The organism is Robertmurraya korlensis (genome assembly GCF_023715225.1).
Classification (GTDB): Bacteria; Bacillota; Bacilli; order Bacillales; family Cytobacillaceae; genus Robertmurraya_A.
Window position 1 is genome coordinate 1 of record NZ_JAMBNS010000012.1, and the last position, 24,084, is coordinate 24,084.

27 protein-coding genes and 1 riboswitch are annotated in these 24,084 nt (G+C 39.6%); of the genes, 6 read left to right on the forward strand and 21 right to left on the reverse strand.

Translation table 11 applies throughout. The features are described from left to right. Positions 1–373: 373 nt before the first annotated feature. From pdaA to M3175_RS19110, 6 genes are all read right to left on the reverse strand, one after another. Positions 374–1,183 (reverse strand): delta-lactam-biosynthetic de-N-acetylase, encoded by an 810-nt coding sequence (pdaA, locus tag M3175_RS19085; protein WP_251522516.1) that lies wholly within the window; start codon positions 1,181–1,183, stop codon positions 374–376. A gap of 56 nt (positions 1,184–1,239) precedes the next feature. Beyond that, positions 1,240–1,773: a chloramphenicol phosphotransferase CPT family protein gene (locus M3175_RS19090; protein WP_251522518.1), complete on the reverse strand. Its 534-nt coding sequence runs from the start codon at positions 1,771–1,773 to the stop codon at positions 1,240–1,242. A 53-nt stretch (positions 1,774–1,826) separates the two neighbouring features. Next, the gene (locus M3175_RS19095) at positions 1,827–3,377 is read right to left on the reverse strand and encodes a fumarate hydratase (protein WP_285852356.1); all 1,551 of its coding nucleotides are present in this window, start codon (positions 3,375–3,377) and stop codon (positions 1,827–1,829) included. A 241-nt stretch (positions 3,378–3,618) separates the two neighbouring features. Continuing rightward, positions 3,619–4,248: a hypothetical protein gene (locus M3175_RS19100; protein WP_251522520.1), complete on the reverse strand. Its 630-nt coding sequence runs from the start codon at positions 4,246–4,248 to the stop codon at positions 3,619–3,621. A gap of 6 nt (positions 4,249–4,254) precedes the next feature. Beyond that, the gene (locus tag M3175_RS19105) at positions 4,255–4,440 is read right to left on the reverse strand and encodes a DUF4083 family protein (protein ID WP_251522522.1); all 186 of its coding nucleotides are present in this window, start codon (positions 4,438–4,440) and stop codon (positions 4,255–4,257) included. Positions 4,441–4,534: 94 nt separating this feature from the next. Continuing rightward, positions 4,535–4,720, reverse strand: a complete 186-nt coding sequence (locus M3175_RS19110) for an SE1561 family protein (RefSeq protein ID WP_251522524.1) — start codon at positions 4,718–4,720, stop codon at positions 4,535–4,537. Between the two features lie 167 nt (positions 4,721–4,887). Here M3175_RS19110 and yfkAB point away from each other — a divergent pair, with 167 nt between their 5' ends. Next, positions 4,888–6,006: a radical SAM/CxCxxxxC motif protein YfkAB gene (gene yfkAB, locus M3175_RS19115; RefSeq protein ID WP_251522526.1), complete on the forward strand. Its 1,119-nt coding sequence runs from the start codon at positions 4,888–4,890 to the stop codon at positions 6,004–6,006. Between the two features lie 43 nt (positions 6,007–6,049). On the opposite strand, the gene M3175_RS19120 is transcribed toward yfkAB, so the two are convergent. From M3175_RS19120 to cax, 3 genes are all read right to left on the reverse strand, one after another. Further along, positions 6,050–6,874 carry a YfkD famly protein gene (locus M3175_RS19120; protein ID WP_251522528.1) on the reverse strand — a complete coding sequence of 275 codons (825 nt, stop codon included), beginning with the start codon at positions 6,872–6,874 and terminating at the stop codon, positions 6,050–6,052. An 84-nt stretch (positions 6,875–6,958) separates the two neighbouring features. Beyond that, positions 6,959–7,561, reverse strand: coding sequence for a YczE/YyaS/YitT family protein (locus M3175_RS19125; RefSeq protein WP_251522530.1), 603 nt, complete (start codon positions 7,559–7,561; stop codon positions 6,959–6,961). A gap of 356 nt (positions 7,562–7,917) precedes the next feature. Next, positions 7,918–8,976 (reverse strand): calcium/proton exchanger, encoded by a 1,059-nt coding sequence (gene cax / locus M3175_RS19130; protein WP_251522532.1) that lies wholly within the window; start codon positions 8,974–8,976, stop codon positions 7,918–7,920. 91 nt (positions 8,977–9,067) lie between these two features. Between cax and M3175_RS19135 the strand changes: the two genes are divergently transcribed. Next, positions 9,068–9,481, forward strand: coding sequence for a pyridoxamine 5'-phosphate oxidase family protein (locus M3175_RS19135; RefSeq protein WP_251522534.1), 414 nt, complete (start codon positions 9,068–9,070; stop codon positions 9,479–9,481). Between the two features lie 38 nt (positions 9,482–9,519). On the opposite strand, the gene M3175_RS19140 is transcribed toward M3175_RS19135, so the two are convergent. Beyond that, positions 9,520–9,906 carry an OsmC family protein gene (locus M3175_RS19140; protein ID WP_251522536.1) on the reverse strand — a complete coding sequence of 129 codons (387 nt, stop codon included), beginning with the start codon at positions 9,904–9,906 and terminating at the stop codon, positions 9,520–9,522. A gap of 141 nt (positions 9,907–10,047) precedes the next feature. Here M3175_RS19140 and M3175_RS19145 point away from each other — a divergent pair, with 141 nt between their 5' ends. Continuing rightward, a complete protein-coding gene (locus M3175_RS19145) occupies positions 10,048–11,229 on the forward strand; it encodes an MFS transporter (RefSeq protein WP_371321712.1) in 1,182 nt (393 codons plus the stop codon). Between the two features lie 249 nt (positions 11,230–11,478). Then, positions 11,479–13,398, forward strand: coding sequence for a heavy metal translocating P-type ATPase (locus tag M3175_RS19150; RefSeq protein WP_251522541.1), 1,920 nt, complete (start codon positions 11,479–11,481; stop codon positions 13,396–13,398). A 27-nt stretch (positions 13,399–13,425) separates the two neighbouring features. On the opposite strand, the gene M3175_RS19155 is transcribed toward M3175_RS19150, so the two are convergent. From M3175_RS19155 to M3175_RS19165, 3 genes are read right to left on the reverse strand one after another with little or no spacing between them, the layout of a single operon-like run. Then, complete coding sequence (locus M3175_RS19155) at positions 13,426–14,250, reverse strand: YihY/virulence factor BrkB family protein (RefSeq protein WP_251522544.1); 825 nt, start codon at positions 14,248–14,250, stop codon at positions 13,426–13,428. Positions 14,251–14,275: 25 nt separating this feature from the next. Continuing rightward, positions 14,276–14,602, reverse strand: a complete 327-nt coding sequence (locus M3175_RS19160; protein WP_251522546.1) for a YtxH domain-containing protein — start codon at positions 14,600–14,602, stop codon at positions 14,276–14,278. A gap of 1 nt (position 14,603) precedes the next feature. Further along, the gene (locus M3175_RS19165) at positions 14,604–15,089 is read right to left on the reverse strand and encodes a low molecular weight protein-tyrosine-phosphatase (protein WP_251522548.1); all 486 of its coding nucleotides are present in this window, start codon (positions 15,087–15,089) and stop codon (positions 14,604–14,606) included. A gap of 146 nt (positions 15,090–15,235) precedes the next feature. On the opposite strand from M3175_RS19165, the gene M3175_RS19170 reads away from it, so the two are divergent. Then, on the forward strand, positions 15,236–15,460 hold the full coding sequence (locus M3175_RS19170) for a DUF1128 domain-containing protein (RefSeq protein ID WP_119706724.1): 225 nt from the start codon (positions 15,236–15,238) through the stop codon (positions 15,458–15,460). A gap of 29 nt (positions 15,461–15,489) precedes the next feature. Here the strand turns inward: M3175_RS19170 and M3175_RS19175 are convergent, their stop codons facing one another. The 3 genes from M3175_RS19175 to map all read right to left on the reverse strand — a co-directional run bounded on the left by M3175_RS19175 (position 15,490) and on the right by map (position 17,823). Further along, positions 15,490–16,470, reverse strand: a complete 981-nt coding sequence (locus M3175_RS19175; protein WP_251522550.1) for an HD-GYP domain-containing protein — start codon at positions 16,468–16,470, stop codon at positions 15,490–15,492. Positions 16,471–16,833: 363 nt separating this feature from the next. Continuing rightward, positions 16,834–17,022, reverse strand: a complete 189-nt coding sequence (locus M3175_RS19180) for a hypothetical protein (protein ID WP_119706722.1) — start codon at positions 17,020–17,022, stop codon at positions 16,834–16,836. A 48-nt stretch (positions 17,023–17,070) separates the two neighbouring features. Continuing rightward, positions 17,071–17,823 (reverse strand): type I methionyl aminopeptidase, encoded by a 753-nt coding sequence (gene map / locus M3175_RS19185; protein ID WP_251522552.1) that lies wholly within the window; start codon positions 17,821–17,823, stop codon positions 17,071–17,073. A gap of 568 nt (positions 17,824–18,391) precedes the next feature. Here map and M3175_RS19190 point away from each other — a divergent pair. Further along, positions 18,392–18,721: a helix-turn-helix domain-containing protein gene (locus M3175_RS19190; RefSeq protein WP_066052684.1), complete on the forward strand. Its 330-nt coding sequence runs from the start codon at positions 18,392–18,394 to the stop codon at positions 18,719–18,721. Positions 18,722–18,852: 131 nt separating this feature from the next. Here M3175_RS19190 and M3175_RS19195 read toward each other — a convergent pair whose 3' ends face one another. The 5 genes from M3175_RS19195 to motA all read right to left on the reverse strand — a co-directional run bounded on the left by M3175_RS19195 (position 18,853) and on the right by motA (position 23,989). Beyond that, positions 18,853–19,044, reverse strand: a complete 192-nt coding sequence (locus M3175_RS19195) for an anti-repressor SinI family protein (RefSeq protein ID WP_306663968.1) — start codon at positions 19,042–19,044, stop codon at positions 18,853–18,855. Further along, positions 19,020–19,113: riboswitch (cyclic di-GMP riboswitch) on the reverse strand. (Overlaps the previous gene by 25 nt.) A gap of 775 nt (positions 19,114–19,888) precedes the next feature. After that, a complete protein-coding gene (locus M3175_RS19200) occupies positions 19,889–20,803 on the reverse strand; it encodes a pseudouridine-5'-phosphate glycosidase (protein WP_251522554.1) in 915 nt (304 codons plus the stop codon). Between the two features lie 13 nt (positions 20,804–20,816). Further along, entirely contained in the window at positions 20,817–21,914 is a 1,098-nt protein-coding gene (locus M3175_RS19205; RefSeq protein WP_251522556.1) for a carbohydrate kinase, read from the reverse strand. 487 nt (positions 21,915–22,401) lie between these two features. Continuing rightward, positions 22,402–23,202, reverse strand: coding sequence for a flagellar motor protein MotB (gene motB, locus M3175_RS19210; RefSeq protein ID WP_251522558.1), 801 nt, complete (start codon positions 23,200–23,202; stop codon positions 22,402–22,404). Beyond that, positions 23,195–23,989 carry a flagellar motor stator protein MotA gene (gene motA, locus M3175_RS19215; protein ID WP_251522560.1) on the reverse strand — a complete coding sequence of 265 codons (795 nt, stop codon included), beginning with the start codon at positions 23,987–23,989 and terminating at the stop codon, positions 23,195–23,197. The genes motB and motA overlap by 8 nt, the downstream gene beginning before the upstream one ends. Positions 23,990–24,084 lie beyond the last annotated feature (95 nt).

The following is a 24,084-nucleotide window of genomic DNA, read 5'->3' on the forward strand; positions in this document are numbered from 1 at the left end:
CAAACTCTCCAATAAAGAGTAAGATTAGCTCTTAAAAGTTTAAAACTTAAAATTAAAACGTTGACGTTTGTTGTTCTCTTGTTCAGTTTTCAAGGTTCAATTAAGCACTTGATTATCTTACAATATCATTTCACCATTGTCAACTTCTACGAAAAACTTTTTAAAAGTTTCGAGTCGTTGTTGTCGGCTACATGTATACTATATCATCTTAATTCGCAGAAGTCAACTTCTGTTTTCAAATTAATTTTTAAAGAGCTTCAAATTTCGAAGCAGAAGTATATCTTACATAATTCTAAGATAGAACACAATACCTTTTTAATATTTAATTTCCAAAGGAAAATGCGGACATCAAAGATATCCGCATCAAAATTTATCATTTATTTCGTTTCCTAATCTTAAAGATCGGATCCTTCATTGCCTCACCGCGAGTGTACTCATCCAAACTTTTAAAGGTATAACCTTTCTTTTTTAAATCCTTGATAATGGTTTCCAAAGCATCGGCATTGTCTTTAGATACCGTGTGCAACAAAAGTACCGCTCCCGGATGAATCTGCTTCATTACATTATTATAAGAATATTGCCAGCCCTTTTGGTCGTCACGGTACCAGTCAACAAAAGCGAGAGACCAGAAAACGTGCGTGTACCCCATTTCCTTTGCCTTCATCAGGGTACGTTCGCTAAATACCCCTCGAGGTGGGCGAAGGTACACCATATGTCTAACACCGGTTATTTCCTCCGTACCTGCACGAACTTTTTCAAGCTCTCTATAAAATCTTTCATCGCTTACGGTCGTCATATCTGGGTGATAATACGAATGATTACCAACAATATGACCTTCATCAGCCATCCGCTTCACAAGGTCAGAGGCACTTTCTAAGTAATGACCCGTAATGAAAAAGGCGGCTGGCACTTTTTCTTTCTTCAGCACATCAAGCACTTTGGCTGTGTACCCATTTTCATAGCCATTATCAAAGGTTAGGAATATGACCTTTTTCTTTGAATCACCTTTATAAAAGGCTCCGTACTTCTCTAAAAGCTCATCATACTCTTTTCCGGCTTCGACCGGTTCTTCATTTGAAGATTTTTTAAAGCCCCAGTGAATGGGAGCATTGGAGACACTTGCTGAGACGATGGTCGAAAAGCTAAGCAATAAGGAAAAAAGGATGGCTAACAGCTTTTTCATCTGTAGTCCCCTCTCACAGTACAAGTTTTCCTTATTGTCCGTAATTAGAGAGAAAATCATTCATGTAATTTGGAAAAACCGAGTGAAGCTTCGTTAGTTAATACAAATTCAGCAATTACCTGAGCACTCTTCTCTATGCCGTTTGTAAAAGTATTCACCTCTAAATCATAAGCTTCATTCTGTTGGTGAACAAATTGAAGTTGTAATCTTGCTTGTCCAATTCTTCGGTCGCCACGTGCTAATTCTCTCCTTTCCAGTTCCTCCATAGGACAATGAACACCAACAAAATAGATTGGATAGTCTCTCAATGTATGATAGGCATCTGATATCGTTTCACGATCGTGCAGCACATGGTCGATAACTAGATTAATGCCTTGATCGGAAAACATGGCAATCGACCGGTGGAAAAACGTTTCTGTTGGAACGGGGATTAGACGGTCCGTTCCGCGTTCTTCCATCCTCTCAATAATGTTATCGTAGTCGTCCAAACTAAAATGAAAATAGTTAGGAAGAAGCTTTACGATTTTCTTTGACAAAGTGCTTTTTCCCGCACTCGATACACCATTTAAAAAGATAATCTTCCCCTTCATTTTTCCCTCCGTTATGTAAAAAATCGAGTGCTCCTACAGCACTCGATCCAATATTAAAAGACTCGTTCTTTGAATTTAGCCAGCTTTTCTAAAGATGACTTTTCCACATCTTGATGCAAGCTGTTTCCATGGGAATCCATTGTCACAACAGCTGTAAAACCTTCTACTTTTAAATGCCACATCGCTTCTGGGATTCCAAATTGCATAAGGTCTACACCTTCAACCGATTTAATACAATCTGCATAGTATTGGGCTGCTCCCCCGATCGCATTCAAGTACACACCGCCGTGTTCTTTTAATGCGGCTAGAGTTTTTAAACCCATTCCGCCTTTTCCTATAACCGCACGGATACCAAATTTCTTCATGATATCTCCTTGGTAAGGCTCCTCACGAATACTGGTTGTTGGACCAGCAGCCTTTACATGCCATTTGCCTTCTTCATCCTTTAGCATAACCGGTCCACAGTGATAAATGATTTGTCCATCAAGGCTAAGGGGTGCATCATGGTCAGACAAGTATTTATGAATGGCATCGCGCCCTGTGTACATCATGCCATTAATTTTTACAACATCGCCCACTTGAAGTTCACGAATTTGCTCTTCCGTGATAGGAGCTTCAAGAGTAACCACGCGATTTTCTGTTTCTTGAGAAGCAGCTGTTTGTGCTTGTGCTTCTTGTTCTGCAGCAAAATCTACGTTCTCTCCTTCTTGATACATCCAGCTATTGATCTCACCTGTTTCTGGATTCACCTCTACTCCTAAACGGCGATATGCCCAACAATTATAAGCTACTGATACGAAGAAACTTGCAGGAATACGGTTAATAACACCTACTTTACAGCCAAGGAGAGTCGTTTCCCCTCCAAATCCCATCGTACCAATTCCCAATTCATTAGCATGATTCATCACGTATTCTTCCAATTTTCGAAGGTCTTCGTTAGGATTCACATCGTCTACCGAACGGAATAGCTGTTCTTTCGCTAATTCATAACCAGACGTTCGGTCTCCCCCGATACCGACACCGATGAAACCAGCGCTACAGCCTTGTCCTTGAGCTTGATATACGGAGTGCATGATACATTTTCGAATTCCATCTAGATCACGGCCGGCACGACCAAGTCCTTCTAGCTCTGCTGGAAGACTGTACTGAATATTTTTATTTTCACAACCGCCACCCTTTAAAATTAGGCGCACGTCGATATAATCCTTTTCCCATTGTTCGAACTTAATAACAGGGGTACCTTCTCCAAGATTGTCTCCACTGTTATCCCCTGTTAGTGAGTCCACTGAGTTCGGACGAAGTTTTCCGTCTTTCGTTGCCAGAGCAATCGCTTCTTTAATTGCTTTTTTCATTACGATTTGGTTGGCTCCAACAGGTGTTTTAATTTTAAACGTTGGAAGACCTGTATCCTGACAGATTGGCGACACATTGTCGTCTGCCATACTAATATTGTTTGTAATCGTGGCTAAGCTCATCGCTGAGCGTGTACCTGCGCTCTCTTTTTCCTTCGCCGCACGAATGGCACGACGAACATCTCTTGGTAACTTTGTTGATGTTTCTACGATGAGTTGATACATACTTTCCTGAAACTTCTCGATATTCATGACTGGTTCCCCTTCCCCATGTATCTAAAAAAATAAGTATGAATTTTTCAACATTTCCCCATCACATATTATACTCCTATCACGATTTGATGGAAAGGGTTTAGCTGGAATCGGTTACAGATAAGGAATGTATGATGTAGGTCAGTTTATCAGCGAGTTTTTTATTATATCGGCGACTTTGAGGATTATTTCGGCAATTTGTTCCATACGCTCCTTGGAATATAGAAAAAGGCCATGAAATTCACGGCCGCCCCACCCCATACTTCTTCACCAACAAATATCTCTGAAGCCCTTGTGTCAAGCGAATGGCTTCCTGCTGATGCTTGATTTCGAGATCGCGCTCCCCACGTTTGCCTGCCACGTCGGCTAATATTGCTTCTTTCATCCACGGTTTCTTCTGCTCACTAGCGAGTTGCGAAGCACGGTCTAATTCATCCTCCTCGATGGCCAACAGCCCCTCATAATACACTCTTAATGCTGGTTGCTTGATCTGAGCAATGGAGTCTCTTTCTTCTATTAACTTTCCTTTATATGCAGCATATGTAACAGAATAAATCGTATAATAATGACCTTTTTTATATTTTTCACGCACGTCACGAAGTGCTTTTTCTACCTGAAAATCATTTTCGTTTGCTAACGCATAATAAAAGTGAAAAATCGGCTGATTTAATCTAGCTTCTAAAAACTTCTCCACCTTTTTCATATCGTCAGTGATATAAAGGTTGATCATGATTGGCAAGTAGCTCACAGCCATAGTAATCAAGAGGATCACCACGATTAGTATCCAAAATGGGATGTCAACTAATGCCGCAATGATACCAAGAATAATGGCAAACCCTAATATAATCCCAAACTGACTTCTACTTAACATAGATTTTTATTCCCTCTTTCTCTCCTGTTCGAGCAATTCAATAATACGGTCAAGTTTCTCTTCAATTGCTGAAGATGAAGGTTTCTTCGAACGATTTAGATAGCTCACAAGTATGTAAATAAACACAGTAACAAATCCGACCATTAATAGCATGAATACTATCTGAAATAACAAATCTCCCATATTCAACATTTTCCACATCCTTTCTATATATATGTACGAGTACAACTAACATAAGTTTCATCATAGAAAAAAAGTGCAGCTACACTTAGCTACACTTTATCATTTATTCATCGCGGTTATTAAATTCTCGGCATTTTGATTCTAGATCATCAATCATTTCAATCAAACGATCGATATCTTCTAGCTCTGTGTTTTCTGGCTCAATCGCATCTAATACTTCAATAAACATATTTAGTCGTTGTTTTAAAAATGTAACCTGTGAATTTTTATCGCTAACTTTATTACCCAATTCGACTCGCTCCTTTCACTCGTTTTTCATCCTACAGAAATTCCTTCCAACTTTCAAGGCTGTTTGCTTCTATTTTTCCCATTTTTCGAAGAACTTGAACATGGATTGACAGATTCATCATACAAATTGATAATAGCAAAGGATGATCTTGAAAAAGGAGAGAATCGATGAAGACAATTAACAAACCAGCCATCACTCCCCAATATGATCCTTGGGAAGCCTATATGGATATGGAACAACACGGGAAAATGACCCTGTCAAATATAGAATTTACAACAACCACACTTTGCAATATGCGCTGTGAGCATTGTGCAGTTGGTTACACCTTGCAGCCAAAGGATCCTAAAGGTTTGCCCATTGACTTATTAATTCAAAGACTTGAAGAAATACCGCATCTTCGCTCGCTTAGTATTACAGGTGGTGAGCCTATGCTTTCACTAAAGTCTGTTGAGAACTATGTGCTTCCTTTGTTTGAGTATGCCCATTCACGTGGTGTTCGTACTCAAATAAATTCAAATCTCACATTAGATAGTGAACGCTATTATAAAATCAGTCCCTATCTAGATGTTCTTCATATTTCACATAATTGGGGAACGGTGGATGATTTTATTGACGGTGGGTTTGCAATGATGGAGAAGAAACCTACACGCGAGCAACGTGCCGCACTTTTCAATCGGATGATTGAAAACAGCCGTGCATTGGTCGAGGCTGGAGTGATGGTATCAGCCGAGACGATGCTGAATAAACGGACTCTTCCCTACTTAGAAAGTATTCATGAGCAGATCGTTGAGGAAATGAAGTGTCAACGTCATGAGATACACCCGATGTATCCATCTGACTTTGCATCAAATCTAGAAGTTCTCGGGCTAGACGAAATTCGCCAAGCCGTTCATCGATTACTAGACTTCCGTAACGAAAACGTATGGATGCTGTTTGGAACGTTACCATTTTATGCGTGTAACACAAGCGAAGAAGATCAAGCTCTATTACAAAAGCTTTATCGTGCAAAAAATGTAACGGTCCGCAATGATCCCGATGGACGCTCACGACTCAATATTAATATTTTCACAGGTGATGTGATCGTAACCGATTTTGGTGATACTCCACCACTCGGAAATATTCAAACGGATGAGTTACCTGGCATTTTTAATAAATGGCTTGAGACGGACTTGGCAAAAAGCTTAAGCTGCCACTGCCCCGCCGCTCGCTGTCTGGGACCGAATGTGTTAGTGAAAAACAGTTATTATAAAGACATGGATTTTTCTACACGTAAAGCTCTATTTTAAAATATAAAGGTCGATCACCAAGTTGAGTGATCGACCCTTTATTTTATCTCGGCTTATCTGGTGCGATGAATCCAAATGAAACATGGTCCTGAACCGGAATCCAAGCACCAATTCCTTGCGACGTTACATTTTTCACTACAATCATTTTTTTGCTGCCTTTAAGCATGATATACACTTCACCGTAAGTGACCTTTCCTTTCTCATTCACAGCCGGCGCGTAACCATACAGGTAACCAAGGCGTTTCGGTGGTACATTGTATACATGATCCTTCTTCGTTCCGCCGCCTACGACAGTCTCAAATGCGAGAGGAAGACCGGTTTTTTCAGCAGCCTTTAACAGCATCATTTTCTTTACATCCTCTGCATTAGCCACTTTGGATGTTAAGCCACCTCGTACAATTTTCTGCATTTCTTGCACATAATGCATTTGGTAGTTTGTGTTTCCACCACGATTGTCTACATAATTCGTATTAATTTTTTGATATTCCCAGTTCGGTGCCGTTTCGCTTGATTCGTAATTTAACGGCCACTGCCCTAAGTAAATGATTGCACGGTAACCGACAGCAAATGGTGTACTGTTCACAGTCGTTTCATTTAACATGCGAATCAATTCTGGGTTTTCAATTTTCACTTTAGAAGATTCAATTAAATCCTTCGTCAGTTCACTAGGTTGCAAGGTCGGCATATCCTGCGTTGGGTTTGGATATGTATTTTCTTTTGTAATGTTTAGTACTGAGTTTGGAACTTGAACCTGTTGTTGCTTTTCCTTTTTTGCTTCAGGTGCAGCTGGTTTTTCAGCGTGTATGGTGGAAAAAGATAAGAGCGAGAAAAGAAAGCCAACGACTAGCGCATACAATAACTTTCTCATGTAGTGGAACTCCTTTCAGCTAACTCATAGATTTGATATTAGTTTTTTCGGAGTTCCTTCAAATTATCCATTTGCCAAAAACTTCTACCATTTCTTAATCAAAACTCTTTCCCACATTAAACTAAAAAAAGCAATAAACGGCCCAAGACCAAGTGCCACAGCAAATGTGCCCAACCCAATTGGTCCATGAAGAAGAACGGCAAAGCATAGTGCTAGAACCTCCCCAATCGTTTTGGCAGTTCCAAGAGTAATCTTGTATCTCTCTTTCAAGGCAATCATAAAATCATCAATTGGGCTTAGTGGCCATCTGGCCTGTATATACGTGGCGATGCCTAAAGAAATCAGTAGGATTCCTACGGTAAGGCTTATGAACTTAGGATAGAATCCTACCGGGTGAAACGCATCAAACACAAATAACAGCCACCCATCAATAAAAATCCCACTAATAGCTACCGTGATGGCACAGGATACTTCAGGCATCTTCTTCTTAATCAGAGCATTTAAGAAAATTAATAGAAGACCAATAATGATGGACCAACCACCAACCGTTAGCCCTAGCAAATGAGTCAATCCAACATTCAGTGAGTCCCAAGGGCCTGCACCAAGATCCGCTTTTATGGTCAGAGAAGCACCTAAAGTCAAAACAGCAAGTCCACCAACATAGAACAATAAGCGATGTATAAACAACGAGTAAATAAGCCCCCTTTCGCCAAATTGTAACAATATTGTAATGTTCTGAATATTTACATAAAAAACTTTTTGAGCTATAATTAGCTTACATTCTTAACAAAGGAGGATAGCAGAGCATACGCTTATCACTTTTTAAAAGGAGGTTTGTAGTTTATCTTGTTATTCGTCTCTTCTTTAACGAAACCATCATCATAAAGAGGGAGTTGATAAACTAGAAAAGAAGCGTCTGTATCTTTTTATTCCGACCTTGTCCAACATATTCTTGGAAATGTAAATATTACTTAAAAAAAATAAAAAAAGACTCTGTACCGTTACTTGATACAGAGTCTTTTTTGGCGTTTATTAAAGAGCCTTTATAATAAATAAAATCCAATTCCCATAATAAAATAGGCAGCAAGTAAGGTAGCTCCTTCAAACCAGTTGGATTCTCCATCGTTTGCGATGATAATCGACAATAACACAGCTGATGCCATTGCAATCAGCTCCTGTATTGTAAACACTAATGGCATCGGTGTGGGGAAAAATAATGACACTAACACGAGCGCAGGGGCAACGAACATCGATATTTGTAGTGTTGAACCGACCGCAATTTCTACCGCAATATCCATCTTGTTTTTATAAGCCATAATTACCGCTGATGCGTGCTCGGCAGCATTCCCAACAATGGCCACAATAATAACCCCGATGAAAAGTTCCGTCCATCCAAAGGTTTCACCGACCACTTCAAAAGTATGAACAAGATTCTCTGAAACATAAGCGACAGCAAGTGTGGCAATAAATAAAACTCCAATCGCTTTGTTTCTTCCCCACTCTGGAACCTCATCTTCATGTTCTCCACCTTCTTGAGTGGTTTGATAGACCCCTCGGTGAGTAACCAGCTTAAAAAATAAAGCCGCTAAATATAAAAGAATTAAAATCACTGAGATACCCACGCTTAAGGACATTTTTTCTGTTGGTTCCATGGTCATCGAAAATACTTCGGGTATCACAAATGCAACAATCACGGCAAACATTAATAATCCGGAATTATGTCTTGCATCAAACACATTAAAGGTTTGTCTTTTATATTTTAGTCCCCCGACAAAAAACGAAAGTCCTGCCACCAACAAAAGATTACCAAGGACAGAACCGGTCAATGAGGCAAGCACAACACCCGTCAATCCTGCTTTTAACGCAAATACAGAAATAATTAACTCCACCGCATTGCCAAAGGTCGCATTCAATAATCCCCCTACTCGAGGTCCTGTAACTATAGCCAAGCTTTCGGTCGCTCTCCCCATAAAACTAGATAACGCAATAATCGTTAAACAGTAGATAATAAACATGATAATACTAGACCAGTGCATCACTGTACCGATCACAGATAATGGCACACCTACAAGGACCAATATCAAGAACACTTTATTTGCCATAATGTCTTCCTTCTTCCATGTAAAATTTATCAGTTATAAAAACTCGGTTACGAGACAGATTATAGGTAGCTTCTTAAAAGGAGAGATCGTCATGAATGTGAAAGATAAAGTACTACATATGTTTGATAAACACGCGATTGGAACGCTAGCTACGATTCAAGACGGAAAACCGTTTAGCCGATTTATGCTCTTTTTCCATGATGGGTTGACATTGTATGCAGCCACACACAAAGATACCCATAAACTCGATGACATGAATACCAATCCAAATGTTCATATTTTACTCGGTCTCGAAGCGGGAAGCTTCACCAGTCATTACTGCGAAATTGAAGCGACCTCCTCGGTTGAGGAATCACCGGACCTTCGTAAAAGATTTTGGGATGACTCGTTAGCTGAATGGATGTCAGGCTCGGATGATCCGAATTACGTATTATTAGCTTTTAAACCAGAAAGAATACTTTATTTTGAAAAAGCAGGCAGTGAGCCAGAAGAGCTAACCATGTAAAACGAGGGGCAGAAAAACTCTGCCCCTCCCTTTTATGATCACTTTGAAGCAATTTCAAACGTCTCAATAATATCAATTTTTCCAATCACAGATTGAACCATCGAACAGTTTTTCCGCGTTAATTCCATTGCCTTATGAATTTTCTTTTCGTCTAGGTTCACACCTTTAATCGTAAAGTGAACTTTAATCACTTCAACTCGATCAGCTTCCTCTTTGTTTCTTACTACGTCTGTAGCAATGTGTATATCTTCAATCGTCATGCGCATCTTCTCCAGCACTTTTCGGAGAACTCCCCCACTGCAGACGGCAACAGAAGCCACTAAAAGCTGATAAGGACGAAATCCGTAAGCTTCATCGCCTGCCACATCTAATCTTCCATATGGTGTTTCTGTGTAAAAGCCGACATCCTTCATATGAAATTCCATTTTCTCACCTCAATATGATTTTCCTACACATGAGATTACACTATTTTTCCATTTTTAAAAAGAACTTCATCTTAAAAATTTGTTTCAACCTCCGAAGTATTCTTGTATGATGGGAGAAGAAATATGAAGGAGAAACAAGATATGAAAAATAGTAAACACGCTTTCTGGATCCTTGTTAGCATTGTAGCGATTTCAGGCTTCAGCCAAGGAATGCTGCTGCCATTAGTCGCGGTTATTTTTGAAAAAAGCGGGATTAGTTCTGGGATGAACGGAATGAATGCTACAGCTTTATATATAGGAATTCTTCTAGCCTCTCCTTTTATGGAGCAGCCGCTTCGAAAGTTCGGATATAAGAACATTATTTTAATTGGGGGATTATTGGTCGTCGTTGCCCTTGCCCTGTTTCCTTTGTGGCAAAACTTTTGGTTTTGGCTTTTGCTCCGCTTTTTCATTGGTATAGGGGATCACGCCCTTCACTTTGCGACACAAACCTGGATTACTTCTTCTTCACCTAAAGCAACGAGAGGTAGAAATCTTTCTTTGTACGGACTGTTTTTTGGAATAGGGTTTGCGGTAGGACCACTCATGACACCGCTTGTTAACATTAGTCCCTCCCTTCCTTTTATCATCTCATCAGCCATGTGTCTTGTGGGATGGGTGTTTATTTTTGCTTTGAAAAATGAGTACCCGGAGAATGACGAGGGGGTCGGTGGACTAAAGGACACGGGAAAACGATTTGGGCAAGCTCTTAAGTACGGTTGGGTTGCCTTTTTACCGCCCCTTGCGTATGGCTTTTTGGAATCTTCCTTGAATGGAATTTTCCCGGTATATGCCCTTAGATCTGGTATTGACGTGTCAGAGGTGTCTATCTTACTTACTTCCTTCGCAGTTGGTGGGATTATTACACAGCTACCGCTTGGCATCCTTAGTGACCGCTTTGGTCGCCGAAAAGTGTTAACCGTTATTTTATTTCTTGGATTTACAAGCTTCTCGGCAGCAAGTTTTTTAGAAGAATCATTTCTTGGTTTATTTATTTGTTTCCTTTCTGCTGGTATGGTGGTAGGCTCAACATTCTCTCTTGGAATAGCGTTTATGACTGATATTATGCCGAAAAATCTTTTACCTACAGGAAATTTGCTTTGTGGGATCGCCTTTAGCCTGGGAAGCTTAACAGGACCTTCTATTGGAGGAGTCATCATTCAAGCCTTTAAACAAATCAGCTTTTTCCATATCGTCAGCACACTTCTTTTTTCTATCTTCCTGGTGATTGTTGTGTTTGGAAAACGGATGAAGGTAAACTTAGCCAGTGAAAAAAGTGCCTGATTCCTAACTTTTTACTCATTTTAAAATTAAAACTATTACAATGTATGTAAAGTGATTTATACCTATCGGTTCTAGGGAAGAAAAATATAATAAGCAAATCCCTTCTGAACTCATAAAATATATGGTATGATGAACTTAATAAAATGCAACCCAAGTAATTCTGCTGTCATCATTAGATGACAGCTTTCGTGTTTTTTAGGGGTAATGACTTTGATTATTTTTCTCAATTAGACGAATGGAGGAGAGAATATGAATACAGAATTAAAGGCTTTAGAGAGACCGATCACAGCAAATGAAAGCTTTTTAGAAAAAGTGAAGCCCCATGCTGAATTAATTGCAGCTATTACTAGTGGGGTTCTCATTGCGGTTGGTTGGATATTAGAAAAAATGGATTGGTCGACCGTTTCTATTGTTGCCTTTCTGTTCGCTTTTGTAATTGGTGGATTTGCTAAGGCCAAGGAAGGAATAGAAGATACGATTGCAGACAAGGAACTGAACGTAGAAATGTTGATGATCTTTGCTGCGATTGGTTCGGCGATTATCGGTTATTGGACAGAGGGTGCCATTCTTATCTTTATTTTTGCGATGAGTGGAGCACTTGAGACTTACACGATGAACAAGAGCCACAAGGAGATTTCCGCATTAATGGAGCTTCAGCCTGAAGAAGCACTCCTCATTCGTGGAAATCATGAGACAACGGTTCATGTAAGCGAGCTTCGTATTGGCGATCATATTTTAGTAAAGCCTGGTGAGCGCGTCCCTTCAGACGGGAAGATTATTAAAGGCCAATCCAACTTAGATGAAGCTGCTATTACAGGGGAATCGATTCCTGTAAGTAAAGGGATCGGCGAAGAAGTGTTTGCTGGTACGGTGAATGTCAATGGATCTCTTACCGTTGAAATCACGAAACCAAGCAGCGAAACCTTATTTCAAAAAATCATTCAGTTGGTTCAATCAGCACAAAGCGAAAAATCACCTTCTCAACTTTTCATTGAAAAATTTGAAGGAACTTATGTAAAAGTCGTTCTTGCGGTTGTTGTTCTTATGATGTTTGTTCCTCATTATGTTCTTGGCTGGAGTTGGACGGAAACCTTTTACCGGGCGATGATCTTACTTGTGGTTGCCTCCCCTTGTGCGTTAGTGGCGTCGATCATGCCGGCCACCTTATCTGCCATTTCGAATGGCGCGAAGCACGGCATTCTTTTTAAAGGCGGGGTTCACCTCGAAAACCTTAGCCACCTACAGGCCATTGCCTTTGATAAAACCGGGACACTGACAAAAGGAAAGCCTGAGGTAACAGATATTATTGTTGTTGATGACTTGGAAAGGCAGTCCCTTTTACAAGCCGTTGCATCCATTGAGAATCATTCGAACCATCCACTAGCTCAGGCAATTGTTTCTTTTGTAAAAAAAGAAACAGGTGCTATGCTCAATCATCCGGATAGCATTGAAGATGTATCGGGATATGGTGTGAGAGCAAGTCTTGATGGGATGGATTGGAAAATTGGGAAAGCTGACTTTGTTGGCAAGATGGAGGCAGAAAGCTTTTCTAATGGGATAGCCAAACAGCTTGCATCTGAAGGGAAAACGATTGTTTTTGTGAAGCAAAATGAAACACTTGTTGCTCTTATTGCATTAAAGGATGTGGTACGTGACGAAACAAAAGCGGCCATTGATTTGTTAAAAGCAAAAGGGATCTATACCATCATGCTAACAGGGGATAGTGAAAAAACGGCTGAAGCCATCGCTGGAGAAAGTCATGTGAATGAATACGTTGCTGAATGCCTGCCAGAAACAAAGGTGGAAAAATTAAAAGACATTCGAAAGCGTTTTGGTACGGTTGCAATGGTTGGGGATGGAATCAATGATGCACCTGCTCTAGCCACCGCCAATGTGGGGATTGCCATGGGTGAAGGCTCAGATGTGGCACTTGAAACAGCTGATATCGTGTTAATGAAAAACGACCTTCCTCGTATTGCTGAAGCGATTACCCTATCTGAAAGAATGAATCGAATTATTAAGCAAAACGTAATTTTTTCTATCACCGTCATCATGTTGTTAATTGCTTCAAACTTCCTCCAATTTTTAGACCTTCCTTTTGGGGTCATTGGACATGAAGGTAGTACGATTCTTGTTATTTTAAACAGCCTACGTTTATTGAAATCATAGAAAGAGCCGGGGATGATCCCCGGCTTTTTAACATGCTTCGTCCTTCATTTTGCTATAAAGTGCGTTTATCTCTCCACCAATAATTATTATAATTCCTGACATATAAAACCAAATCATCAATACGATGATGGCACCGATGCTTCCGTATGTTGCCGAGTAATTACCGAAATTACTTACATAGTACGAAAAAGCAAGCGAAACGAGCGCCCATCCGATGGTTGCAAAAATGGCACCAGGCACCGCACGGACACACTTAAATTTTTTATTTGGCGCGATCCAGTACAGACCAACAAATACGGTAAACAAAATAAGCGAACTAACCACCCATCGAAGCGCATTCCAAATCGACAAAAATTCATCTGATAAACCAAAAGAAGAGAATAAGAATATGCCGATTTGCTTCCCAAAAACAGGCAGCAACAAAGCGACAATAAAGACAAAAATCATCGCAAAGGTTAATAAAATAGACATGCCCCTTGCGACAATAAAGGAGCGGCTCTCTGTTACATCATACGCATGGTTAAATGCCCGAACAATGGCGTTAATGCCATTGGAGGCTGACCATATGGTGGCAATAATCCCGAAAGAGAGCAAGCCTCCGTTCCTTTTTTCCATCAGGTCGTTTAAGTTCGTTTCGATAAGTGTAAAGGTTTCTGTTGGAGCAAAATCTTTTACAAACCCTAAGAGCTCTGGTTGAGAAATGGGTAAAAACGAAATCAACGTCGCTAAAAATATTAGCAACGGAAATAAAGAAAGCAGAAAGAAGTAGGCTAGCTGTGCAGCCAGTCCAAATACATCATCCTGCAGTACTCTTTTTGTAAGTAAGGTAAGAAATCTCAGATTAATAACCATTCCATTCCCCCTTCTTTACTTTGAATTATTCTTCTACGTTTTGGAAAACCTCTTTTGTTTCCTTGACAATCCCCTTTACTGCTGGTGTCACTTCGCGAAGTTCCTCGACCTTGTCAGCGATAAAAGAAATATCTCCACTCACTTGTTCAACGGTTGAACGAATTTTGGTTGTTGCATCCTTCACCTGTTCGACCACTTCATCTGGGTGCTTGATATAATAGGATAGCTCTCCACTTGTCTTTTTACAACTTTGTACAACAGCCTGTCTGGTGTCACGATCAAGTAAACTGATTGCTCCTCCAGCAAGAGCTCCCCAAAGAACACCTGTCCAAAACTTCTTTGTTCCACTCATCTCATTTTCCCTCCCAGCTTGCATTCTCATTCGTTTGAATTTCTTTTAATAAACGTTCACAGCCGATTTTCAATAAATCAAACACTTCTTGAAAGTTCCCGGTAAAGTACGGGTCTGGAACATCCACTTTTTCTGCCTCTGGAACATAATCAAGAAGTTTTACAATTTTGGCACTCGACTGAAGAGATTTCAGCTTATGTATATTTTTTTCATTTTGAGAGTCCATGGCCACAATATAATCAAACTCGTTCAAGTCAGCCGCAGCGATTTGTCTCGCCACCTGACCTTCGAAACTTATTTGATGCTGACTTAATATATCCTGTGTTCCCTGATGGGGAGGCTTTCCAAGATGCCAATCTCCCGTACCCGCAGAGTCAACCGTTATTTTATGTTCTAATCCTTCCCTTTTCACTAAATCACGAAACATCGCCTCTGCCATTGGTGAACGACAAATATTCCCGAGGCACACAAATAAAACTTTAACCATAACTATTTCCCTCCTTTCTACATTTTGTAGGAAAAGGAAAAGCTTTTCAACCTTTCGTACAAGAAGTTGCCGAAATTCATTTGACTTTTATAGGGGAACATGGAAAGATAATTTTACAAGCTTGAAGAAAAAGGGGAGAACGAACAATGAACTTGTCTGAGAAATCAGTAGAAAACGTGGAATATATGATTGAAAAAATAAAAGAAAAGTTAAAGGTATTAAATTTAGGTGCCATTAAACCATCACATTTTGATGAGAATATGTATGAAGAGCTAAAAGAAATTTATGATTTAGTCATGAAAAGAGATTCGTTTAGCCCGAGTGAAACGCAAGCATTAGCGGAAGAGTTAGGGAATCTAAGAAAACAATAACAAAAAAGGAGCCGAATTTCGGCTCTTTTTTACTGGTTCAACACTTCTGTGATTAATAATGTGTGATTTTCCCCTAACGAAACTTCTTCATTTGAATCTAAGTATCGCACGAACGGTCTTTGAAGATTTCCTTTTACTTTCGTGACAATCGCTTTTCGGCCATTATTAAGAATGACCTTCGTCCCTGGAATAAAGTGTGGCACCTCTTGGACAAATAATTTAACAAGATCCGTACTAAAAAGCGTTCCACTTTTTGTCATTACGTACTCCATTACCTCATGGGGAGGAATTCCCTTTTTCGATAATGCATTCTCGTAGAGATTTGCAATGCTGCAAATTTGAGCAAATTCATGGATCTCTTTTTCCCGTAATCCCCTAGGTACTCCACTACCATCAAAGGCTTCATGATGCTGATAGGCCACATGAGCAGAAAGCAAACTCACTTCTCTTGTTTTTCGTAAATATTCGAACCCTACCCTTGGATGATCATCCTCTATAGGAGTTAGAACTTTTCCTATATCATGAAGTAATGTTCCCACTGCTAAATCACGTATTTGCATTTGAGATATTTGATGTTTTTTTGCCATTTGCAACGCAAGAAGGGTGACATTAACCGAGTGGGCATACTCTCGTAGATCTTCCGCTAAAGAAGAGGCAGGAATTAAAAGAATGGCCTTTCTTTTGTTTACTTCCTCAACCAGCTTAATCGCGAGCTGTTGAATAGGCCTTATCGGAAGTTCTTCCTTTTTCTCTACTGCTTTATAAACCGTTTGTAGTACATCTACGGCATCCACCCAGGTTGGAACATCGAGCATCTCCTCCATCGAAATTCCGAATGACTCCGCATCCTCTATAAATAAATATCGAATATCAAGATCGATTAACTTTTGCAAGTATGTTGGATGAATCGAGCGTCCTGCTGCTAGAAGCACCCTTTTCTGCCGATCAAAAATCGGTTTGGCCAACTGCATGGTGCGTGGCTCATATTCATCAATTCGAATTAATCTCATGGTTACTCCCTCTACACTCATTATTACCCTAAGTATACAAATTGTTCGACTCCATTTCTATTGCCCTTTACTCCTAAGTTTCGCTTCGACTATAGGATTGATAGGGGAATAGATTGGATAGGACCTCCAAATACTATGTTTGGGTTATCCATATTTTGAAAGGAGGGATGTTTGTATGATACGTAAACTTCTTATGATTTTACTGGCTGGTTTTCTAGTGACGTCTGTTGTTGCTTGTGACGACGAACCTGGAGAAGATGAGATTGGCGATGGCGAAGTACAAGATGAGGAATAAGGTTTGATAAAAACATTTAAGGGAACAGCACTAGTTATATGCTGTTCCCTGTTTTTAGTAACTGCGTATTATACACCCATTTTACGGCGTTGATTGCTCACCTTTTTGGTTTGTTGGCTTTTCATTTTCTTTGTGGTGGCCGGACCGTTGGCGCTAGCTTTTCCACCTGCTTGCTGATTTTTCTTTTTTTCTAGTTGTTGCTTAATCGCTTCTTGTAAGCTTATTTTCTTTTTTTCTGTTTCATGGTTTTCTGTCATGGGTCTTCCTCCATCATGTTTCATATAGTTTTTTGTTATTTGAATTAATTATTTACCTTGATCTGTTAGAATGATTGGGCCATTCTTCGTGATGGCAATAGTGTGCTCGAATTGAGCTGAGTTTTTCCCATCCACAGTACGAGCTGTCCAACCATTGGAATCCATCTTTGTTTCATAGCTTCCGACATTAACCATCGGTTCAATCGTAAATACCATTCCCTCTTTTATGCGAGGACCTTTTCCTGGTAGCCCGAAGTGCGGAACATCTGGCTTTTCATGGATGGAGGGGCCAATTCCGTGACCAATAAAGTTTCTTACGACTGAGAATCCCTCACCTTCCACGTAGGTTTGAATCGCATGCCCAATATCTCCGATTCGATTTCCTAGGACGGCTGCTTCAATACCTTTGTATAAGCTAGTTTTTGTTACCTCTACAAGGCGTTTTGTTTCTTCAGAAGCTTCTCCGACGATATATGTCCACGCAGAGTCTGCTAAGGCACTGTTCACATTGACAACCATATCTATAGTGACAATGTCCCCTGTATTTAGAGGTTCGTTTCTTGGAAAGCCGTGACAAATCTCATCATTAATACTAGCACATGTAGCGTACTCGTACCCTCTATAACCCTTTTGCTGAGCAATAGCACCATGCTTCTCTAAATATTTATCAACAAACTGGTCAATTTCCCAAGTTGTTATTCCTGGTTTGATCATTTTTTTAATTTCTTTATGACAAGCAGCCAGAAGCTCCCCTGCTTTTTTCATGGCCTCTATTTCACGAGGTGATTTTAAAACAATCATTTATCTCACTTCCCAAATCCCTATAATGTATAGTCTTTATTGTACTCTCTATCGGTCTATATTAGCAAAGCATTCCTATGTCTAATTTTGTTAGATAACCGCAAACAATAGTCAATCAAACGTTTGATTGAATTCCTTTCCCCCCTTTAAAATCAACAAACACAAAAAAAGAATTTGTCGAACAAAAAAAATAGGTTTCAACCACCCCCATCCCGGGTATAAAAGGGTGTCAGTCACCCTTCGTGGACAAAATGGGCCAATCTGTCCTTTGATGGTGTCTGTCACCGCTCGTGGACAGATTGGGTGGTTTTGTTCGTCTGGGGTGGACAGTGGAAATTTTTTAGTTACCCCCACAATTATCACTTACAATACGAATGGTATTGTGTATAATGCTACATAGAAGGTTAAAGTTAATCAGCTTTTAATCACTAGTACGGTAATAACCATTTATTTGTGACTAACTAAAGAATTTTTAAGAACGGAACCCACTATTTTCGTTCTGAATATGGAACTAACGAAATTTTTTTGCTATTATGAATTCATACAGAGAGATAGGTGAGTGATCTAGATGATTGGAGATCGTGTTAAGAAACTTCGTCTTGAAAAAAAAATGTCCATGTCTGAGCTAGCTGAACAAGCTGGTGTCGCTAAATCATACCTAAGTTCATTAGAGAGAAATTTACAAACGAATCCTTCTATCCAATTTCTCGAGAAAATTTCAGCTGTCCTTCATGTACCAGTTGACCATCTTATACACGAGCATCCAAATAAAGACGAACTAGATTCTGATTGGATGAAGCTTGTGAAAGAGGCTATGAACTCCGGGGTTTCAAAGGATCAGTTTAAAGAATTTCTTGAGTTTAATAAATGGAGAAGCAATCAATCAAATAATAACTAATGCAAAAAGACAAAATCTAGGTGATTTTGTCTTTTTTTTTCAAAATAAAAAGCATTCCCATATGGTCCGACCCTAATAGAAATACTTTCATTCTATGTATGAAACAACCTGCTAAGTAAGCTAGTATCTTTTTACCCTCTGATTTCATTCTCACCTAAAAATCTTCTAATCTCATCTTTTTCTAGGCCTAGCTTTTTTGCCTCAAGTATCAGCATCATCCACTCATAATCTAACTCTTCTACCGTAATTTCACTCGTTTCCAACATCCCTAAATCTCCCCCTAAAATACGATCGTATTCCAGGCAGTCCAGCCGTCTTAGCAAAAAACTTCTAACTACCTTAGACCTGCGACTTTGCGTCCCCCCTTTTCAGAAGGTTTGCCTTTTTCTGTTGTTCTCGTACCCTATGTGATTCACTTATCAATCATTTTACTACTCGAAATTAGTAATTTGTGTAAAAATTTGTCATACACTTTAAAAATTTCCCAACTTTTTAGTTACACTATTCGACACGGTCCTCCATAAAGAACAATTGAGCTCCAATGGATACATACAATTTTTTACATTTGTAAGTTCCAGTACAAAAATCATAAGTCTTCATGTCGCCCACTGTCGAATTTATTTTTTAAAATTTTCTGACTTCTACCAATTAAGTCTTTATTCCTAGTTTTTGATTTTCATATGCTTTTAATTTTCTTTGGATAGGAATGATATTTACATGTACCCTTTCCAGAGTTACTGCATCAAAAAAAGGTAACTTCGTTAGATTATGACCACATATTGGACAGATCCATTCCCCAGCTTCCGAACTGCTGTACGAAGGGCGATAACATTTGTCACAGTTTTTCCGGTACATTCCCGCCACCTACTATTCTAATAGTTTTCGTTTCTTATTCTATCAATTTTTGTTCTATATAAAGAATACCTTACTTTTATTTTAGACGGTAGTGCTTGTAAACTAAACACTCTAAAACGACCATTTTTTCGTTATAATGAACATTTCTCTTTGGTTTTCATCTCCATTCTCCTTCTATCTTACTTTCCTGATTTTTTAAAGAACATTTCGTTCGTTAGAGTGCACGCATCCGAAGTTTGTAAATCTAGTATTATTTTTATGCAAATAAAAAAGGAATCAGTCCTTATGAGACTGACTCCTCAAAAATAATTTTTAAGATAGAGTGTTAAGTTGAACAGCGATTTTTGATCCAACATCAGCATTATTTTTAACTAATGCAATATTTGCTTCCAAGCTTCTTCCTTCTGTAAGTTCTTTTACCTTTGCTAAAAGGAATGGAGTGACATTTTTACCCGCAATCTCTTTTTCCTTCGCTTCTTTTAATGCCGATTCAATGACACCGTTGATAAATTCTTCCTCGAGCGCATCTGTTTCTGGGATTGGGTTAGCAATAACCACTCCACCGTTCAATCCTAATTCCCACTTTGTACGAATCATGCTTGCTGCTTCTTTTTCATTTTCCACTTGAACGTTCACTTGGAAAGGACTTGTTCTTGTATAAAAAGCCGGAAGGACATCGGTACCAAAGCCAACAACTGGCACGCCATGCGTTTCTAAATACTCGAGTGTTAAACCAATATCAAGAATAGATTTCGCTCCTGCGCATACAACCGCCACATTCGTTTGAGCGAGCTCTTGAAGGTCAGCTGAAACATCCATCGTTACTTCAGCTTCACGGTGAACTCCACCAATCCCACCGGTTACGAACACTTCAATCCCTGCAAGCTCTGCACAGATCATTGTTGCCGCTACTGTTGTTGCTCCATTTTTCTTCGTCGCTACTAAGTAAGGTAAATCCCTACGGCTCGCCTTTTCAATGTCCTTTCGTGTAGCAAGCATTTCTAACTCTTCGTCTGATAAGCCTATTTTTATTTTTCCATCTAAAATTGCAATCGTCGCTGGTACCGCACCATTTTTACGAATAATGTCTTCTACTTCCTTTGCCGTTTGTACATTTTGAGGGTACGGCATTCCGTGAGAGATGATGGTTGACTCCAATGCCACGACTGGGACATTATTTTTTTTCGCTTCTAAAACTTCTTGTGAGTATTCTAAGTATTTTTCCATGTTTGTTTGCTCCTTAGTGGAAATTATGTTGAAAAGCTTCTTGTAGCTGTTGATGATTCAATGCCGGGTTAACTGTTTCCTCCGTACCTAAAGTTAACATCGAGCATGCCATTCCAATTTTACAGGCATCTTCTGTTTTTAACTCGCGTAAATAGGCATAGACAATTCCTGCAACCAGTGCATCTCCTGCACCAGTTACATCTACAACCTCGACCTTTGGCGGTAACAATACACCCGCTTCATTTGCCTTTGTAAAGTAAATAAGTCCTTTGTCTCCGCGAGAAATGACCACTCTTTCAACGCCTTTTTTCATAATTGCTTCTGCAGCTTTAAAAAAATCACCTTCGTCCTTGATTGGTGTCCCCGCTAACTCCTCTGCTTCGTCCTTATTAGCGATTAGCCAAGCCACACCATCAAGATTTTGTGGCAACTTTTTAATTTTGGGAGCTGAAACAGGAGTAATCACGAGGGGAATCGCTTCCTCTCTACAACGATCAATCACTTTTGCAAGTACGTCAGACGGAAAGTTTGTATCAATCATGACAAGCTCTGTAGATGCAAGAAAACCCCAGCGCTTTTCAACAAACTCTATATCGACAGAATCATAAATGCCCATATCTGCTAAAGCAACTGCCATTTCCCCATCCACATCTAAAACAGCCGTATACGTTCCTGTTGATTCATTAGGAAGAATTTTTGAAGGCTCTATATCAACGTAAGACCTTGTATAGTCTAGTAACCATTTTCCTTCATGGTCATCACCTACAACCGTCATAAGAGAAACATCTAATCCTAGTCTTCCCAGGTTCTCAGCAATGTTCCTTGCCACCCCTCCACAAGAATTACTAGTACTAGCAGGATTGGATGTTCCTAACTGAAGCTTATCGATCGCTTGCATTTTCCTATCCACATTGGCTCCGCCTATACAGATCACCTGTTTTTTATTAGGTAATACATAGGCCCGACCTAATAGTTTTCCTTGCTTTGTAAGAGAAGAAATATAACCAGCAACAGCCGAACGAGATAAGCCCGTCCTTTCCGCCAACTCATTTTGAGATATAAATGGATCTCTCTTAATCAATCCAAGTATGGTCGCTTCCTTATCACTCATAAGTTCACCTCTCAAGACTTTAGACATTTGTCTTTATTATAAACTTTTGTCTATTCTTTTTCCACCCTTATTATTCTCATTAACTGGAAAAAATATTTCATTCCTACACTGGATTGAAAAACTAGCCTTAATATTGATTGTTGTCAATTGTTAAATTTGTATATTTTTTGAATTTTATTTGCCAATTTTATGAATAAACACTATAATTAAAGTAGATTCAACCATGTGTGAAGGAGGTATTTCCATGACCGTTGTTCACATCTTGAATTTTACCATTCCAATTGCATGCATACTCTTTGCTGGCATTTTAATGGATCGAATGTGTAAGCCGGAAGTACCACAACCTGATAATAACAACGAATAGTTTTGTGTATTGCGTTTCTTGTAAGCGCTTCCTAATGAATAATCCCTTGTATCTCTTTTTGGCCACTCCTTGAGTGGCCCTTTTTTAATTTTAAAAATGGAAAAGACTGAACCTATCATAGGATCAGTCTGCTGTTCTTGGTAAAATTAAAATTTCTACACGACGATTTTTCGCTTTTCCAGCTGCATCTTCATTTGAAGCAATAGGTTGAAACTCTCCGTATCCCTTCGCACTAAACCAACTTGGATCAAGCTTGTCATTTTCAAGTAAGATTTTCATAAAGTTAATAGCACGCATGACGCTTAGCTCCCAGTTAGAGGAGAACCGTGCATTTTTAATCGGAACATTATCTGTATGTCCACTGATAATAACACTTCTCGCAGGATCCATAACAAGTAAATCTGAGATCTCTCTCACAATGGTTAAATCTTGAGTTCTCACGGAGTCACTGCCTGATTCAAATAACACATTGTCGCGTATCGTTACGTGTAATCCGTCATCTTCGAGAGTGGTTTCAAGTTTGTCCTCTAGCCCTTTGCTCGTAATATACTCGTTTACCTTTGCTTGAATGGCTTGGAGTTCAACCTGTTCTGCTTGTTCTGCTAGCTGCTGCTTTTGTTCTTCGGTCATCCCTTGAGATTGAGCTTTAGATTGTTCAGTGCTTTCAGAGTCATTTTGCTGCTCGTCTGGTGCAGTTGCGCCTTCTTCAGGAATCGGGCTTGGAAACTCAAATATTCCCGTTCCACTCGTAAATTGTGCATTAAAGACCTCTGCCATCGCTTGAAACTTTTTCGCATCCAATGAACTCATTGAAAATAATACGATAAACAACGCTAGTAGAAGTGTTAAAAGGTCAGCGTAAGGAATTAACCAAGATTCGTCAACATGCTCTTCATGATGATGCTTCTTATGGCGCTTACTCATTTGCCGGTTCTCCTGTCGCAGCTAAGAACTTCTTCTTTTCACTACCTGGTAAGTAAGAAGCTAGCTTTGTTTCAATTACTCGAGGTGCTTCCCCTTCTAATATCGATAGAATTCCCTCTACCATCATTTGCTTAATTTTTACTTCTTGCTTTGACTTTCGCTTCAACTTGTTTGCAAATGGATGCCATAGCACATAACCGGTAAAGATACCTAATAGAGTGGCAATGAAGGCAGCACTAATCGCGTGACCTAGCCCCTCGATATCATTCATGTATCCAAGGGCAGCAATCAAACCTACTACCGCTCCAAGTACCCCAAGGGTTGGAGCGTACGTACCTGCTTGTGTAAAAATCAGTGCACCCGATTGATGCCTTTCTTCCATCGCTTCAATTTCTTCTGATAACACGTCGCGAATATAGTCGGCACTTTGTCCGTCAACAGCAAGTGATAATCCATTTTTCAAGAAATCATCGTCGATTTCATTCGTTTTTGACTCTAGAGCTAAAAGCCCCTCTTTACGAGCTAGCTGTGCCCAATCAGAAAACATTTTTATTAAGTCAACTGTGTTTGGTAGCTTGTCTTCTTTAAAAAGCTTTCCGAAAAGCTTTGGCACTCTCTTAATTTCACTGGTTGGGAATGCGATTGTCACGGCCCCAGCCGTACCTAACAAGATAATTAAAATTGCCGCGGGATTCACTAGCTGCACTGGGCTAACGCCTTTAAAGAACATCCCCACTAATACCGCCACGACCCCGACGACAACACCTATTACCGACGTTTTATCCATACTACATTCTCCTGTCTATTCCTGAGTATCTTCGTGATAGAAGTCCTAATTCTATCAACCTATTACTATATATTTCGGCTATATAGGTCATTTTT

Coding starts and splice junctions, on each gene's coding strand:
- pdaA (WP_251522516.1), bottom strand. CDS start 1,183: ATGAAAAAGCTGTTAGCCATCCTTTTTTCCTTATTGCTTAGCTTTTCG.
- M3175_RS19090 (WP_251522518.1), bottom strand. CDS start 1,773: ATGAAGGGGAAGATTATCTTTTTAAATGGTGTATCGAGTGCGGGAAAA.
- M3175_RS19095 (WP_285852356.1), bottom strand. CDS start 3,377: ATGAATATCGAGAAGTTTCAGGAAAGTATGTATCAACTCATCGTAGAA.
- M3175_RS19100 (WP_251522520.1), bottom strand. CDS start 4,248: ATGTTAAGTAGAAGTCAGTTTGGGATTATATTAGGGTTTGCCATTATT.
- M3175_RS19105 (WP_251522522.1), bottom strand. CDS start 4,440: ATGTTGAATATGGGAGATTTGTTATTTCAGATAGTATTCATGCTATTA.
- yfkAB (WP_251522526.1), top strand. CDS start 4,888: ATGAAGACAATTAACAAACCAGCCATCACTCCCCAATATGATCCTTGG.
- M3175_RS19120 (WP_251522528.1), bottom strand. CDS start 6,874: ATGAGAAAGTTATTGTATGCGCTAGTCGTTGGCTTTCTTTTCTCGCTC.
- cax (WP_251522532.1), bottom strand. CDS start 8,976: ATGGCAAATAAAGTGTTCTTGATATTGGTCCTTGTAGGTGTGCCATTA.
- M3175_RS19135 (WP_251522534.1), top strand. CDS start 9,068: ATGAATGTGAAAGATAAAGTACTACATATGTTTGATAAACACGCGATT.
- M3175_RS19140 (WP_251522536.1), bottom strand. CDS start 9,906: ATGGAATTTCATATGAAGGATGTCGGCTTTTACACAGAAACACCATAT.
- M3175_RS19145 (WP_371321712.1), top strand. CDS start 10,048: ATGAAAAATAGTAAACACGCTTTCTGGATCCTTGTTAGCATTGTAGCG.
- M3175_RS19150 (WP_251522541.1), top strand. CDS start 11,479: ATGAATACAGAATTAAAGGCTTTAGAGAGACCGATCACAGCAAATGAA.
- M3175_RS19155 (WP_251522544.1), bottom strand. CDS start 14,250: ATGGTTATTAATCTGAGATTTCTTACCTTACTTACAAAAAGAGTACTG.
- M3175_RS19160 (WP_251522546.1), bottom strand. CDS start 14,602: ATGAGTGGAACAAAGAAGTTTTGGACAGGTGTTCTTTGGGGAGCTCTT.
- M3175_RS19165 (WP_251522548.1), bottom strand. CDS start 15,089: ATGGTTAAAGTTTTATTTGTGTGCCTCGGGAATATTTGTCGTTCACCA.
- M3175_RS19170 (WP_119706724.1), top strand. CDS start 15,236: ATGAACTTGTCTGAGAAATCAGTAGAAAACGTGGAATATATGATTGAA.
- M3175_RS19175 (WP_251522550.1), bottom strand. CDS start 16,470: ATGAGATTAATTCGAATTGATGAATATGAGCCACGCACCATGCAGTTG.
- M3175_RS19180 (WP_119706722.1), bottom strand. CDS start 17,022: ATGACAGAAAACCATGAAACAGAAAAAAAGAAAATAAGCTTACAAGAA.
- map (WP_251522552.1), bottom strand. CDS start 17,823: ATGATTGTTTTAAAATCACCTCGTGAAATAGAGGCCATGAAAAAAGCA.
- M3175_RS19190 (WP_066052684.1), top strand. CDS start 18,392: ATGATTGGAGATCGTGTTAAGAAACTTCGTCTTGAAAAAAAAATGTCC.
- M3175_RS19200 (WP_251522554.1), bottom strand. CDS start 20,803: ATGGAAAAATACTTAGAATACTCACAAGAAGTTTTAGAAGCGAAAAAA.
- M3175_RS19205 (WP_251522556.1), bottom strand. CDS start 21,914: ATGAGTGATAAGGAAGCGACCATACTTGGATTGATTAAGAGAGATCCA.
- motB (WP_251522558.1), bottom strand. CDS start 23,202: ATGAGTAAGCGCCATAAGAAGCATCATCATGAAGAGCATGTTGACGAA.
- motA (WP_251522560.1), bottom strand. CDS start 23,989: ATGGATAAAACGTCGGTAATAGGTGTTGTCGTCGGGGTCGTGGCGGTA.